Annotated in this window: 10 protein-coding genes and 1 other annotated feature; of the genes, 3 read left to right on the top strand and 7 right to left on the bottom strand. The window is 40.0% G+C overall.

The features are described 5' to 3' along the window. Positions 1–39: 39 nt before the first annotated feature. The 4 genes from recQ to argS all read right to left on the bottom strand — a co-directional run bounded on the left by recQ (position 40) and on the right by argS (position 6184). On the bottom strand, positions 40–1812 hold the full coding sequence (gene recQ / locus NST76_RS10920; RefSeq protein WP_342545205.1) for a DNA helicase RecQ: 1773 nt from the start codon (positions 1810–1812) through the stop codon (positions 40–42). A 7-nt stretch (positions 1813–1819) separates the two neighbouring features. Next, complete coding sequence (locus NST76_RS10915) at positions 1820–2923, bottom strand: hypothetical protein (protein ID WP_036125975.1); 1104 nt, start codon at positions 2921–2923, stop codon at positions 1820–1822. Positions 2924–3177: 254 nt separating this feature from the next. Next, positions 3178–4353, bottom strand: a complete 1176-nt coding sequence (locus NST76_RS10910) for an MFS transporter (protein WP_342545204.1) — start codon at positions 4351–4353, stop codon at positions 3178–3180. Positions 4354–4504: 151 nt separating this feature from the next. After that, positions 4505–6184 carry an arginine--tRNA ligase gene (argS, locus tag NST76_RS10905; RefSeq protein ID WP_342545265.1) on the bottom strand — a complete coding sequence of 560 codons (1680 nt, stop codon included), beginning with the start codon at positions 6182–6184 and terminating at the stop codon, positions 4505–4507. Between the two features lie 38 nt (positions 6185–6222). After that, positions 6223–6441: a binding site (T-box leader), on the bottom strand. Between the two features lie 113 nt (positions 6442–6554). On the opposite strand from argS, the gene NST76_RS10900 reads away from it, so the two are divergent. Together NST76_RS10900 and NST76_RS10895 are read left to right on the top strand one after the other, a co-directional pair. Continuing rightward, on the top strand, positions 6555–6854 hold the full coding sequence (locus tag NST76_RS10900) for a metalloregulator ArsR/SmtB family transcription factor (RefSeq protein ID WP_036125983.1): 300 nt from the start codon (positions 6555–6557) through the stop codon (positions 6852–6854). A 122-nt stretch (positions 6855–6976) separates the two neighbouring features. Continuing rightward, positions 6977–8167, top strand: coding sequence for an MFS transporter (locus NST76_RS10895; RefSeq protein ID WP_342545264.1), 1191 nt, complete (start codon positions 6977–6979; stop codon positions 8165–8167). Positions 8168–8333: 166 nt separating this feature from the next. Here the strand turns inward: NST76_RS10895 and NST76_RS10890 are convergent, their stop codons facing one another. Next, positions 8334–10220 carry an FAD-dependent oxidoreductase gene (locus tag NST76_RS10890; protein ID WP_342545203.1) on the bottom strand — a complete coding sequence of 629 codons (1887 nt, stop codon included), beginning with the start codon at positions 10218–10220 and terminating at the stop codon, positions 8334–8336. 630 nt (positions 10221–10850) lie between these two features. Between NST76_RS10890 and NST76_RS10885 the strand changes: the two genes are divergently transcribed. After that, positions 10851–12455: an ATP-binding cassette domain-containing protein gene (locus NST76_RS10885; RefSeq protein WP_036125988.1), complete on the top strand. Its 1605-nt coding sequence runs from the start codon at positions 10851–10853 to the stop codon at positions 12453–12455. Positions 12456–12909: 454 nt separating this feature from the next. On the opposite strand, the gene fabF is transcribed toward NST76_RS10885, so the two are convergent. Together fabF and NST76_RS10875 are read right to left on the bottom strand one after the other, a co-directional pair. Further along, a complete protein-coding gene (gene fabF / locus NST76_RS10880) occupies positions 12910–14145 on the bottom strand; it encodes a beta-ketoacyl-ACP synthase II (RefSeq protein WP_342545202.1) in 1236 nt (411 codons plus the stop codon). A gap of 27 nt (positions 14146–14172) precedes the next feature. Beyond that, positions 14173–14730, bottom strand: a complete 558-nt coding sequence (locus NST76_RS10875; RefSeq protein ID WP_036125992.1) for a TetR/AcrR family transcriptional regulator — start codon at positions 14728–14730, stop codon at positions 14173–14175. Positions 14731–14771: the final 41 nt, after the last annotated feature.

The following is a 14771-nucleotide window of genomic DNA, read 5'->3' as shown; positions in this document are numbered from 1 at the left end:
CACAATGGAGAGACACCTCTTTCTACGTAATAAGCACTATTACACGGAAGCTTCTAAAAACGATTGTAATGCGTCAAAGAATCGCTTACCGTACTTGTCAAATTTCACCTCACCAATACCGCTCACCTGTCGTAAATCCTCCAGTACGGCTGGCTTCTTATCACATAAATCACGCAATGTTTTGTCAGAGAACACTACAAATGGTGGCACCTTTTCTTCATCTGCAATCTCTTTGCGCAATACGCGTAAATGTTCGAATAAAGGATCGTTGTCCACCAGCTTCTTCACTGCTACAGCTTCCTTGCGCATAACCTGTCGATTGCCAAGCAGTACTTCCTTGCCATTCGCTGATACATATATGGTTGGGAATGTCCCATGCTTCACAGCAAGTAAACCTTCCGCAATTAAAAATTCAATAAAGTTCGAAACATCCTTTGAGGCATATTTTCCTTTTAAGATGCCATAGGTCGATAAACGTGCAAAGCCAAATTCCGTTATTTTTTGATTTTTGGAGCCAATCAACACTTGAGCCACCATGGTCTTGCCGAATTTTTGTCCCATGCGTACCACACAGGCTAACACCTTTTGTGCATCCTCAGTCACGTCTGTCACTGCTCGCCCATCATTGCAATTACTACAGCGCCCACAAGGCTCCTCTGGCTCTTCAGCAAAATAGGATAAAATCGCATTTTGTAAGCAGCCCTCTGTATGGCAATAATCGACCATCGTTTGGAGCTTGGCTAATTCTTGGGCTATACGTGCTTCATCCTGTGTTTGTTCAATTAGAAAACGCTGTGTTTGGACGTCCCCAGAAGCATATAATAAAATACAGGCACTCGGCAGACCATCACGTCCTGCACGACCCGCTTCTTGGTAATAACTCTCCATATTACGAGGCATTTGATAATGCAACACAAAGCGCACATTACTTTTATCAATCCCCATACCAAAAGCATTCGTTGCTACCATAATACGTGCTTCATCTTTTAAAAACCGCTCCTGCTCAGCTATTCGCAAGTCCTCTGACAGACCCGCATGATATTTCGCAACCGCTTCACCAGAGCGACTCAGCATGTCATAAATCGCGTCTACTGCTTTTCGAGTGGCTGCGTAAATAATGCCGACTTCCTGTTTATTTTGTTGTACATAATTTTTTACATAACGTTCTTTATTTTCACCAATTAGTACGGACAGCGCCAAATTTTCACGTGAAAAGCCTGTCATGACTGTCGCTTGCTCATCAATCGTTAGTAATTGGCGAATGTCATCACAGACAGCTGGTGTCGCAGTGGCTGTCAGCGCTAAAACCGCGGGCTTTTGTGACCATAGTGTAAACAGCTTTTGAATGGAGCGATAGCTTGGTCTAAAGTCATGCCCCCATTGCGAGATACAGTGTGCCTCATCTACCGCTATTAACGGCACAGGTAAATAGGATAGTGCTTGCAGAAAGGATACACTTTCCAATCGCTCAGGCGCAATATAGAGAAGTTTTAAATAACCTGCGCTCGCTAGTTGCATCGTTTCACCTACTTCCTGTGCCGACAACGTACTGTTAATATAGGCGGCAGGAATGTTCGCCGCACGTAAAGCCTCCACCTGATCTTGCATCAGAGATATAAGGGGGGAAATGACAATAGTTAACCCATCTAGCATTAATGCAGGAATTTGATAGCAAATGGATTTCCCTCCACCAGTTGGCATGACACACAGGCTCGACTGCCCTCGTAATGTTTGTTCTATAATTTGGGCTTGTCCTTGGCGAAAGGCTTCATAGCCAAAATGATGCTGTAGCATTTGTCTTGCTTGCTCCATGCAAAGTTCACTCCTCGTTTGTTAGACGAAGTAGCATGTACTCGCCCTGTTCATTTTTTTCGATTTCATACAGTATGATGGAATGGGCAAGTGCCTCCTGCCCTGCAGCATTCGTCAAAACATATTCCGTTTTAGCACGTAGAATAAGATGCTGGCCTTCTATACGAATAGCTTGAATATCGGTATTAGAGAAATGGATCTTAGCTTGTTTGGAAGCATAATAAGCAACCATGCTATTCAAGGTCTCTTGTAAATCCTCTGTTCCGACAATTGGTTTCATGACACTCGCATCCTGAATGGCCACAGCCGCCTTTAAATGCTTATGGAACGTATCTAAAAACAGCTTGATTTCATCTGTATTATACGCAAACACATTCTCACCATATTGCTCGATTGCTTGCTGTACAGCTTCTTTGTCACCTTGTTCTATATAGGGATATAAATTTTTGGATTGGGACAATCGTACACTGGCTTTCATGCCATCCTCAATCCATTTATCCACGAATGATTGGATTTCCTTCATCGGCAATATGTATGGCTGGGACTCTCCTTGCTGTTGACGATTAAAATATAGTCCAACAATGGCTCCGTTTTCAGCCTCCATTACAGGACTTCCTAAAGGCATAGCTTGTTTCACATCTATATAATAGGCCGCTACCTTATCTTGATATTTCTGAATCGTGTAGGGCAAGCCATTCACATAAACGGCTAGCTGATTCAGCTCACCTTCATACGTTTTTGGCACATGCACATTCGCTTTATACGTTACTTGTAGAAGTGCTAGATTATGAGCTGTTGACATGACATGTACGTTTGCTGCCATTAGCTTGTCCTGACCAAATTGAACAAGGGCCGTCGGTTTGGAAGCAACTAATGCACCATTTGTTAAAATATACAGCTGATCCTCCTGCTGCTTGATAATAATACCTGCTCCAACACCATACTCTCCGATGACTTTGACCTCTGGGACAATTTTTTCCTCTTGCTTGGTCACTGCCCCCTCTGTTTGAACCTCCGCATTTTTACTTTGAAACCAGCCTGTGCCTATTTGACTGTCACAGCCTGTAACGAGGAAAGCCGTCGCTCCTAACACGAGCATTTTTTTATACATACCTTCACCAAAACTTTCTATTCATCATTCTCTATTATCTATCATAATCAAGGATTTGTGATGTTTCAAGTTTACATAATATTATTATTTCTATAATAATGTTAGGGAAATGCGACAACACCGCTAAATGTATTTCATTCTACCTATTATTATTTATGAAATACGAAATTTGCTATGAGGATTGGAGGATAACTGGACCTAAAAATAATTTTCATTAAAAAAGACATGCGCATTGCTTCACATGTCTTCTTCGATTATTTTTTTCTTAACAGTCTTGTCGATACGATAATGCCCACCATCAACAGTAAAAAGATGATATAAGTCCATGTATGATTGCCTGTGATATCATAGCAAACCCCGATCATAATGGGAATAATTGCACTCAGCATAAAGCCACCTGATAGCACCATGGATGACCAGCTATTAGCCTCCAGATCATTTTTGGCTTCATCCAGCGGTAACAATAAGCCAATCGGAAATAGACCACTTAGAACAATGCCGATTAATAAAACAGCAAGCCATAAATAGACGCCTGACGTAAGCCATAATAGCGTGAAACCAATTAATCCTACAAAGCCTAGTGCCAGTATCCATACCATTCGACTTGACCATTTTTCCATGAGCATCGGCACTGCAATATTGCCGATCATTTGCACAATAGACATAAACGTCAGCATAGCACTTGCTGTCTCTAGTGATAAGCCTTTATCCTGCAACAGCGGTGTAAGCCACGCCATCATCGAAAAAAACAGCGAGGTTTGTAAGCCAAAGTACAGTAAGATCGCCCAAGCACGTCCAGATGTCCAAGGATTACGAGCATGTTCAGTCGTCGTTATCTTTAGAACTTGTTCATTTTGCTGTGATGGTATGGCCCATAACCAAATAACTAGCGCCCCTAATGCAAGTAGAGCCCATATCCCCAGAGCGACGGTCCAGCTATTGCCGAAAATTTGATAAAATGTCACCGTTAAGGCCGCACTTAATGTAGCACCTACGCCAATGCCGAAGGAATAAATGCCAATCACAGTCGTAAAACGCTGTGGAAACTTTTTCTTAATAAAGGCATTTAAAATAGGACCAATCATCGCAATAGCTAAGCCTGCTGCAAAGCTTGTCACAATGAGCAAAGCGTAGCTTTCTTGTAAAAGGCGTAGTCCATTGGCAAGGACGAGAATAGCCACTAAAAATGTTATGGCGGATTTCGTGCCAACCTTTCGCTGAAGCGGTACAGCCAAAGGTGCAAATAAACCCATACAAAAAACGGGGATGGATGTCAGAAAACTCATACTTGTATTGGAGACATGTAAGGATGTCATCAGTACATTATAAAGTGGGCCAATCCCTGTTACTGCAGGTCTCATATTGAGTGCAACAAAAAATATACTGATGACCACTAGTATAAGTGAAAGGGTCCATTGTTTTTTTGCCATTTGTTCAATATCCTCTCTACTGCCACTCAACATTCATTGCTGAAAGAGTTTGTTTATTTATTCCTCTCTCCTTTTACCATGTTTTCGATAGACGGTCAATCTTGGGACAGTTTCTTGAAAATGGCTGTTTTTTATCTTGATTCAGTAGATGTCACATATTTTCAGGTAATTCAATGCCCAATAAGGCGAATGATTCTTTTAAGACAATCGCAACACATGAACAAAGTGCTAGACGTGACGCTTGATATTCATCATCCGCTAATATTTTCTGTTGGGCATAATATTTATTCAATAAACGGGCCAATTGTAAGGCATATTTCGCTATTAGGGACGGGTCAGCCTGATCAAAAGACGTAGCTACCACTTTCGGAAACTGCTCCAGTAATAAAACAATCGGCCAAGCCTGCTCTCCTAATGGCTGGAAGGTCATCACTTCAGCTGGGGCGTTTGCTTTTTCTAAAATGGAGCAAAGACGGGCATACGTATACTGTACATAAGGACCTGTTTCACCTTCAAAATTCATCATTTGCTCGATCGAAAATTCAATATCATTGAGGCGATGGTATTTCAAATCATTAAATATAACTGCGCCAACCCCAACTTGCTGGGCTACTCGCTCCTTGTTAGGAAGATGGGGATTTTTCTCTTCGATATTACGCTTCGCCGTCGCAATGGCCTCTGCTAGCACATCTGCTAATAACACCACTTTGCCTTTACGGGTCGACATTTTTTTGCCATCCTTGAGCATCATCCCAAATGGGACGTGCTGTAGATTTTTGGCCCAAGCATAGCCCATTTTTTCGATGACTTGAAAAAGTTGTTTAAAATGGAGGGATTGCTCATTGCCAACAACGTAGAAAATCTTTTCTGGCTGGTAATGCTGTTGGCGATACAGGGCAGCAGCTAAATCGCGTGTCGCATAAAGCGTGGCTCCATCTGTTTTCGTCATTAAGCATGGGGGCATTTCCTCCATCTCCACAACATACGCCCCATCTGATTCCACTAGGAGCCCTTTTTCTTGTAGTTCTGTCACAACAGGCATCATTTTGTCATTGTAAAAGGCTTCTCCTGTAAAAGCATCAAAGTGAATTCCTAGCAACTCGTATATTGATTGAAATTCTACTAATGATACATCTCGGAACCATTGCCATAATGCCAGTGCCTCTGCATCGCCATCCTCCAATGCTTTAAAGGCGGCACGTGCCTGTTCAATCAGTGCTGGGTCTTGCTCTGCCTCTTCATGAAACTGCACATAAATCTTTAATAGCTCCACAATTGGTGACGCGGTAATGGCTTGCTTATCACCCCAATGTTGATAAGCCACAATAAGCTTACCGAACTGTGTACCCCAGTCCCCTAAATGATTGATGCGAATCGCTTGATAACCATTTTTTTCTGCCATATTGGCTAAAGCATTCCCAATGACTGTTGAACGTAAATGCCCCATCGAGAATGGCTTCGCAATATTAGGAGATGAAAAATCTAGGACGACAGCTCCCATCCCCGTTTGATTAGTTCCATATGATTGTTTTGCTTGCATGATGTTGCTTAGCACTTGTTGCGTCGCTTTTTGTTGATCTAGAAAAATATTGACATAGCCTCCAACAGCTTGCACACGCTGGATATTGTCATTGTTTAATTGACTTGCTATATCCGCTGCAATAGTTTGTGGTGACTTTTTCCATCTTTTTGCTAAGGTAAAACAAGGAAATGCCACGTCCCCTAGCTCCGAGCTTTTTGGTTTTTCTAATAATGACGCAATATCATCTGCTGTTAATTGATGATTTACTACTTCTGCCATACTTTCAGCGATTTGTTTATTCATCTTGATCCTCCTCCTGTCCAAATAAAAAAGCCCCCGTCTCTAAAATTAGAGACGAGAGCATTATAATCCCGTGGTACCACTCTAGTTGCCATTTAATATGACCACTTTCCATTGTTAACGAGGTGACGCCCCGCTATTCTCTACTACTTGTTCGAGAATCTTCTCCAAAGTGCGCTTCATTCATGGTTTCTGCATTAGGCTCACACCACCCCTAACTCGCTTGCCAGTTGTCCATCAATTACTCTCTTCTTCATCGAATTTTTCTATGATTTTGACATATATTACAGGATTTCCTTATTGGCGTCAACCATTTTTAAAATATAATGTCGATACTTAGCAATTGACATATCGAGATAATTCGATATATCATTGCGATATGGAACCAATTGAAATTTTCAAAGCGTTATCAAACGAGACTAGGCTAAACATCTTACAGTGGCTGAAGGAACCTGAGGAACATTTCCCAAAAGTGAGTATCGAAGGAGGCGTATGTGTTGGTGATATTCAGGAGAAAGCTAAAACTTCTCAATCAACCGTTTCTCACTACTTAAATATGATGCAAAAGGCTGGACTTCTCGAATCTTTTCGTCATGGTCAATGGACATATTATAAATTAAAAGAAGAAACGATTCATCAAATTGCCTCGTTTCTTGTATCAGATACCCAAAATGATTAAAATTGGGTTTCTGTTTAAAATGCCATATCGATTATTCACGATAAATAGATACGCTATAGACATTTGCACAATATATCGAAATTTCTCGATATATTGATATAAAGGAGTGATGTTTTTTGATTATGAATAAAGAAAATGCATTTAGCAATAAACATAAAATTTTAGCCTTCACATTAACCTTATTAACGTTTGTCATGGGAACAAGTGAATTTGTTATTGTAGGATTATTAACGGAGGTCTCTACAGATTTAAGTATACCAATTGCCACAGCTGGTTCCTTGATTTCTGGATTTGCTATCGCCTATGCGATTGGTACACCCATCCTAACCGGTTTTGTTAGTAGATTTGCAAAATATCCACTCATGTTAGTATTGATTTCCCTCTTTATACTCGGAAATATTGTAAGTGCCCTCTCTAGTTCCTATGGTATTTTAATAACTTCCAGAGTTGTTACGGCTGTTGTCAGCGGCGTGCTTACAGCATTAGCCATGTCCATAGCGAATGATAGTATGCCAAAAGAAAAAAGATCCTCTATCATTGCTTTCATATTTGCGGGCTTTACCATTGCCAACGTCATGGGTGTACCTCTAGGAACAATGGTTGGACAATGGAGTAATTGGCACATGACATTTTGGTTAACGGCAGCTTTAGGCGGGATTGCCTTTATCATCAGCATGTTTGTGCTACCTCGAAATATCAAAGCAACAAAAAGTTCACTATCAGAGCAATTAAGTTTATTTAAGCAACCTAAAATCATTCTAGCATTCTTCATTCCTGTTTTTACGATTGCTGGAACATACACAATCTATACTTTTATTACGCCCATTTTACAACAAAAACTTGGTATTGAAACGAAATACATAGGTATTGTTCTCTTAATCTATGGCTTCTTTTCAATCTTTAGTAATCTTTTAGCTGGCAAGATTGCTCAGCATAACGGTTTAGGTAAATTGCGCTATACGTTCATTATTCAGGCCATTATCTTATTTACTCTGTATTTTACGATGTCCTCTATGTGGTTAGGGCTACTGACTATTATGTTAATGGCTGTCATGCTATATGCTGTTAATGCAACTGTCCAACTCTACTTCATGGATTTAGCTGAAAGATATTCTCCCTCTGCAAAAGACTTTGCATCCTCATTAACCCCTGTAGCTGTTAATGTGGGGATTGCATTAGGTTCTGCAATAGGAGGATTTGTCGTAGCTTCTGGCAGTCTAGACAAACTTTCGTGGGCTGGTGGCATCTTAGCGCTCATAGCCTCAGTGTTAACATTTATGAGCTATAGATTAAATCAAAAGGATCAAATTTAATACTTCCGTTTAACACTATATGTAAAGGTTGCTTGAAACAAAAGGAGATCTCTGACTGAGTGAGGCTGCCCATAGTGGAAATCAACGGCTTTATATTATTGTAAAATAAAAAAACTGTAGGCAAACGCTCAAATTTTTCGAACTTGTCTACAGTCTGAAACATTCCTCAAGAAGAGGAATGCTTCTTTTCTACATAATGAATGACATCAGCCATGATGGCGTACATCTCTTTTAATTTTAATTTCTTATTGTCTGAAATTTTCTTTGCTACTTTTTCAGTGACAATTCCTTTTTCCATTAATGTATCCCAGCTAGTCGCATTGGATTCACCAATGAGGACGTCAGCCAAATATTGAGCCATCTCATCACGTTCAATGGCTTCTTCGCCATTATTATAAACTTTATTGATGACAGTTTCGAGCTGATCACTCATACCTGCTGCACTTTCTCCACCAGCTCGTAGCATACTCTCTTTTAACATTTTAGCAAACTTTATTTTTGTCGCCTGGCTGTCCACTTTTAAATCATTATCATAACCACCCACCACTAGGCCATAGTTAATAAGTGTTTGAATAGCTTCATCATACCATTTCCCTTGATATGGGTACTCTACTGAAAAGGCATCGACATAGGCTCCCTGTTTATCGAGCTGTTTTCTTAACGTAGCAATGAACTGTTTATCCTTGCTCATATCTCTAAAGGTTACATCCTCTTCCGTGACTAGTGCAGCCGCAGTCCCGGCCGCTTCACCTGTCACCATCCCTGTCGGAACAATGCGCGCACTACCTGCCGCCAGTGATGAATACCCTGCAGAGCGTCCAACCACCAATAAGCCATCAATGTCCTTCGGTACTAATGAACGGAAAGGAATAGCATACTGCTTTGGCGCTGCAATGACATACCCATAATCATGCGCCGTTTGTGCTTGCACATCGACTGGATAAGAAGCAATCCCAATGCTATCCCATTGGTCACTATTTTTCCACAGGTCAGCCATCGTTAATTGATATTCCGCCCAAATATGTCTCGTTTCTCTTACATAAAGTTCCTCTGGATAACTAATAATTTCAGCCTTTTCAAACCCTGGAAAATTCGCTTGTAAATATTCTAGAATGTGTAACGTTTCTTTCTTTCCTGCGACAATAGCAGCTTGTTTCGAGTTATCATTTAAGCCATCAATACCAAAAATCTGTAATGCATTAATAAAATATTCATCATCTACACGAGCTAAGTTTAACCCTCTTAATCTTGTACCCTCTTGCAAGGGCTTGTATTCATCATGGAGCTTTGTAAAGCCCCACATCACGGTATGATTCAAATTAGCACCGCCAAACACATCGGATTTAGCCGCTTTTTTTACTTCATCCCAATCGACATTTTTCAAATGCAACATTAATGTCACAGCCATGCGTTTATCTTTTATGCCAATATCTTCTCCTCCCACAAAGAAAGGAACGTTGGACATGGCCGCAAAATCAGCATCCTGCGTGGCATCTATAAATGATTTCCCTGTCACTACATATGTACCGTACTCATTTTTTAATTCCACTGACGTTAATTGTTGTTGATGAACATTCGCTTTCACGACCTCGGTTTGCACCGACAAGGTTAAATTAGGTTCTTCATCGATCAGTTTTTTAAAGGCAGCCTTAGCACCAACAATGCCAAACGCATCTTTCCCTGTCACCAGCTCATGCCATTCCTTAAAAATACCTTCACTAATTGAGTTGTTACGACCATCACGCGGAATATCAAGGAAATTCAACATACCGTATGTAAATAATCCACCTAACTCTTGTCGTTTTTCTACCAATAAAGTTTTAGCACCATTTCGTGCCGCAGCCACTGCCGCAGCTACTCCCTCAGGTTCACCACCAATGACAATGACATCATACTCTGTCTCTATATTTTTGATTGGCTCTGGCTTTTTATACTCATCCACTAATTTATTGTATGCCATAGAGTTCGTCATTTCTTTTATAAAATAGTAGCTTCCAAACCCAAGTAAAACTACTATTACACAAGTGGCTGTCCATAATAAGCCCTTACCCATAAAGTACCTCCGATAACTAATATTTCCACAAACATGTTTATTTTATCATCATTTCCGCCTCTTGGAAGAGCTGAATGTCCTATTTTCTGTGCATCCATATGAAAGCATGTCTGTAAAGCTAACTAAAACGCCTCATCTACGGAATTCTTTGGTTTGAAAGGATTCACCTAAACTCATGAATGTAATCATTTTTTGAGGATTGGATGTTTTTTGTCCATCTGTTAGACAATGCTAGTTGCGAAAACTAGGATGATTGAAAGGAACGATCGGCTAGCAATCAAATCGGGGATGACGTGCCTACACACCAGTGATGATCAGGACGCTGTTTCCTTGAATGTAAACAATCAGCATTATTTTAGTTGATAGCTTTGTGAAGAAGCAAACAATATCCATGTGGTAAATGATGTCATTTTTCTATTCTTTTGCAAAAACAGTTAATCACACTACAATGTAGACGTCTCATCCTAAAAGAAAGTTACAGCAAGAAAAATTTTAAAAATGTATCTTTATTCAGTTTTTGTTTAACAAAAACTATTGAAAGAACGCCAAACCTTGATTTAATAATGTTTATAGACTATGGAACATATTTCATGCTATACTAGAGCCATTGTGAAAAAAGGAGGAACTTGCATGATTCAAGTTAGTAATGTAGGTCTTCGCTATGGCGATCGTAAACTATTTGAAGACGTAAATATAAAATTCACACCAGGAAATTGCTACGGTTTAATTGGGGCAAATGGTGCTGGTAAATCAACATTTTTAAAAATCCTTTCTGGTGAAATTGAAGCCCAAGAAGGTAACGTATCCATGGGCAAGGACGAACGTTTATCTGTCCTAAAACAAAACCACTTTGAATACGATGAGCATACAGTGCTCGACACAGTTATTATGGGGAATAAACGCCTCTATGACGTAAAAACAGAAAAAGACGCTATCTATGCGAAGGAAGACTTCTCAGATGAAGATGGCATGCGTGCAGCTGAGCTAGAAGGTGAATTTGCCGAGCTAAACGGTTGGGAAGCTGAATCAGAAGCTGCAACATTATTAAACGGTTTAGGTATCTCAGATGATCTTCATTACATGCTAATGGGCGATCTTGAAGGTTCTGACAAAGTCAAAGTTTTACTTGCACAGGCACTATTTGGTCAGCCTGATGTCCTTTTACTCGATGAGCCTACCAACCACCTTGACTTAAAGGCGATTCAATGGTTAGAGGAATTCCTGATTAACTTTGAAAATACAGTCATCGTAGTATCCCATGACCGTCACTTCTTAAACAAAGTATGTACACATATTGCGGATTTGGACTTCTCTAAAATCCAATTATACGTAGGTAACTATGATTTTTGGTATGAATCTTCTCAATTAGCGCAAAAAATGGCGCAAGATCAAAATTCGAAAAAAGAAGAAAAAATTAAAGAATTACAAGCGTTTATCGCACGCTTCTCTGCGAATGCTTCTAAATCAAAACAAGCAACATCTCGTAAAAAAATGCTGGATAAAATTGAGCTCGATGATATTAAGCCATCAAGCCGTAAATATCCATTTATCAACTTCCAAATCGGTCGTGAAATCGGTAATGATGTACTGACAGTAGAAGATTTGACAGCAAGTCATGAAGGCGCAACATTATTCAAAGACATTCGCTTCTCTATGAACAAAGAAGACAAAATCGTTTTACTTGGTAGCCCAATGGCGAAAACAGCCCTTCTTGATATCTTAATGGAAGAAAAAGAAGCAGATGCTGGATCATTTAAATGGGGTGTCACAACATCTCAAAGCTACTTCGAAAACGATCATGACAAGTACTTTGAAGGTTCTGAGAAAACATTAGTGGAATGGCTACGTCAATATTCTCCAGACGATGAAACAGAAAGCTTCCTACGTGGATTCTTAGGACGTATGCTATTCTCTGGTGAAGAAGTGAAAAAATCCCCTGCTGTTCTATCAGGAGGCGAAAAAGTTCGTTGTATGTTATCAAAAATGATGCTTGCGACAGCAAACGTGATTTTACTTGATGAACCAACGAACCACCTTGACCTTGAATCCATTCAAGCATTGAACGAAGGCTTAATTCGTTTCAAAGGTGCCATGATTTTCACATCACATGACCATCAGTTTATCCAAACAATCGCCAACCGTGTCATCGAAATCCGTGAAGACGGCTCAATTTTAGATAAACAATTAACATATGATGAATTCTTAGAGTGGAAAGACAGCCAAGGCTTAAGCTAATTTCTACCAAAAATCCTCTACCAGCATTAGGTAGAGGATTTTTTTGTAGCGGATGCTGTCATAATTTATAGAATGCTATTAAGATACAAAAGATGATTTAGGAGGGGCAAAATTGCAATTATTTCGGATGTACACGGAAATAAAACAGCATTAGAGGCAGTGGTAAAGGACATTTGATTAAGAAAGATTGAAAGAATTTTTTGTTTAGGTGATAATAACTAGTTTTGATCGAAACCTTGAAAAGCCCCTGATACAACCACTCCCCCACGACATAGAGATTTGCTTGTCCTGCTGATAATTCTCTACCTCTTCCAATTACCATAATATAGCTTTTGATTGATTTATTATTATCACGGCTTATTGAATGAAACGATTTCTTAGGAGGGGCAAAAATAAAAGAATGGTAAGAAGCTGGATGCTCCTACCATTCTTTTCATCAACGATTACTCGATTTTTATTCCTCAACCTTTTTAAACGCTAGTACGGCATTATGACCTCCAAAGCCAAAACCATTGGATAACGCAATATTGACAGGTTGTTGCAGTGCCTTGTTCGGCACATAGTTTAAATCACACTCTGGATCTGGTGTTTCGTAATTAATGGTTGGCGGAATGATGCCTTCCATTATACTTTTCAATGTAATAATGGCTTCGATGCCCCCAGCCGCTCCAAAGAGATGCCCTGTCATCGATTTTGTAGAGCTCACCTTTAAGTGATAGGCATGTTCACCAAAGACACTTTTAATTGCCTTTGTTTCGGATTTATCGCCCTCTGGTGTACTAGTACCATGCGCATTAATGTAATCGACAGTGGATACATCTATATCGCCCATTTTTAAGGCTAATTTCATCGCATTGGCAGCGCCCGTATAATCAGGTGCTGTAATGTGGTAAGCATCTGTTGTGACACCATAGCCTACAATCTCACCAAGAATCGTTGCGCCCCTTTGTTTGGCATGTTCATATTCCTCTAAGAACACGATGCCAGCTCCTTCTGACATGACAAAGCCATCTCGCTCACTGTCGAAGGGACGGCTTGCTTTTATTGGCTCATCATTTCTGGTGGACATTGCTTTCATTCGTGAGAAACCTGCAAAGCTAAGTGGGTTGATGGGCGCCTCTGCTCCACCTGCTAAAATGCCGTCCGCATAGCCATGTCGTATAGCTAAGAAGGCTTCTCCAATCGCTTGGTTTCCTGTTGCACAGGCTGAGACAGGTGAAAAGCTTGGCCCTTTAAAGCCTGTTTGTATCGCTAATATTCCCGCGGCCATATTGCTAATCATCATTGGCACCATGAATGGGGACACCCTTCTAGGCCCATTATCGAGCATTGCTTGATGATTCTCTAAAATCGTCTCAATACCACCAATGCCTGAGCCAACATAAACACCTAGACGCTCCTTATCGATCTGCTCCATATTTAAATTGGCTTGCTCTAAAGCTTGTTGAGAAGCGGCAACTGCATATTGCACAAATAAATCATATTTACTGATTTCTTTTTTATCCATATACTGTGTTGCGTCAAAATCTGTAATCGTCCCTGCAATTTGCGTATTAATACCGCTGAATTGCTCTCCTTGAATTTTTTGAATTCCTGATTTCCCAGTTTTTATATTCTCCCATAGGGCTGAAACTGTATTCCCTAATGGAGATACAACACCATATCCAGTCACAACGACTCTTCGTACCATGCACATCTCTCCTTCTTATTTAGAAAATTATTTTAATAACGCCTTTAATTGCTCCAGCATTTTTACAAAAAACGCTTCTCCTAAAACGCGTTTATATTGTAACGCACCCTTTGTACTAGAAATAAGCAATATGGCTAGAGACTCTAAATCATCCGTCGCTTGGAGTGCACCCTGTTGTTTGGCTTCCTTCAATAGGGCTATAAAAACATCGATTTCCATTTGACTAAGCTGTTGTAGCTTGTCTTGCATCCGTTGTGGTAATTCTTGATAATCTGCCTGTAAAGCTGAAATAGGACAAACACCCTCTTTTTCTAGGCATTTTACTCGTTGCAAAATAAAAGCAAAAGGTTTTTCCTCCACTGGTATAGCGGAATCTTGAATCGTTTTATACGTCCCTTTTAGCCCTTGTTGAATCCTTTCGCAAACCGCAACCCCTAAGTCTCCTTTCTTTTCAAAATGATAATGAATACTTGCCTTCGTAACGCCAAGCTCTTTAGCTAAATGGTCATAACTAAATGATGTGAAACCTTTTTCCTGAATATGCTTCAATGATAATTCTATAATTTGCGTTTTTCTATTTGTCATGGTTTTATACTAACTTACTAGTAGGTAAGTGTCAATTTTTA

Origin of the sequence: Lysinibacillus sp. FSL W7-1291 (assembly GCF_038593415.1) — a bacterium.
Classification (GTDB): Bacteria; Bacillota; Bacilli; order Bacillales_A; family Planococcaceae; genus Lysinibacillus; species Lysinibacillus fusiformis_D.
The sequence above is the reverse complement of the archived record's forward strand: the minus strand, read 5'-3'. Positions and strand labels throughout refer to the sequence as shown.

Coding starts and splice junctions, on each gene's coding strand:
- recQ (WP_342545205.1), bottom strand. CDS start 1,812: ATGGAGCAAGCAAGACAAATGCTACAGCATCATTTTGGCTATGAAGCC.
- NST76_RS10915 (WP_036125975.1), bottom strand. CDS start 2,923: ATGTATAAAAAAATGCTCGTGTTAGGAGCGACGGCTTTCCTCGTTACA.
- NST76_RS10910 (WP_342545204.1), bottom strand. CDS start 4,353: ATGGCAAAAAAACAATGGACCCTTTCACTTATACTAGTGGTCATCAGT.
- NST76_RS10900 (WP_036125983.1), top strand. CDS start 6,555: ATGGAACCAATTGAAATTTTCAAAGCGTTATCAAACGAGACTAGGCTA.
- NST76_RS10895 (WP_342545264.1), top strand. CDS start 6,977: ATGAATAAAGAAAATGCATTTAGCAATAAACATAAAATTTTAGCCTTC.
- NST76_RS10890 (WP_342545203.1), bottom strand. CDS start 10,220: ATGGGTAAGGGCTTATTATGGACAGCCACTTGTGTAATAGTAGTTTTA.
- NST76_RS10885 (WP_036125988.1), top strand. CDS start 10,851: ATGATTCAAGTTAGTAATGTAGGTCTTCGCTATGGCGATCGTAAACTA.
- fabF (WP_342545202.1), bottom strand. CDS start 14,145: ATGGTACGAAGAGTCGTTGTGACTGGATATGGTGTTGTATCTCCATTA.
- NST76_RS10875 (WP_036125992.1), bottom strand. CDS start 14,730: ATGACAAATAGAAAAACGCAAATTATAGAATTATCATTGAAGCATATT.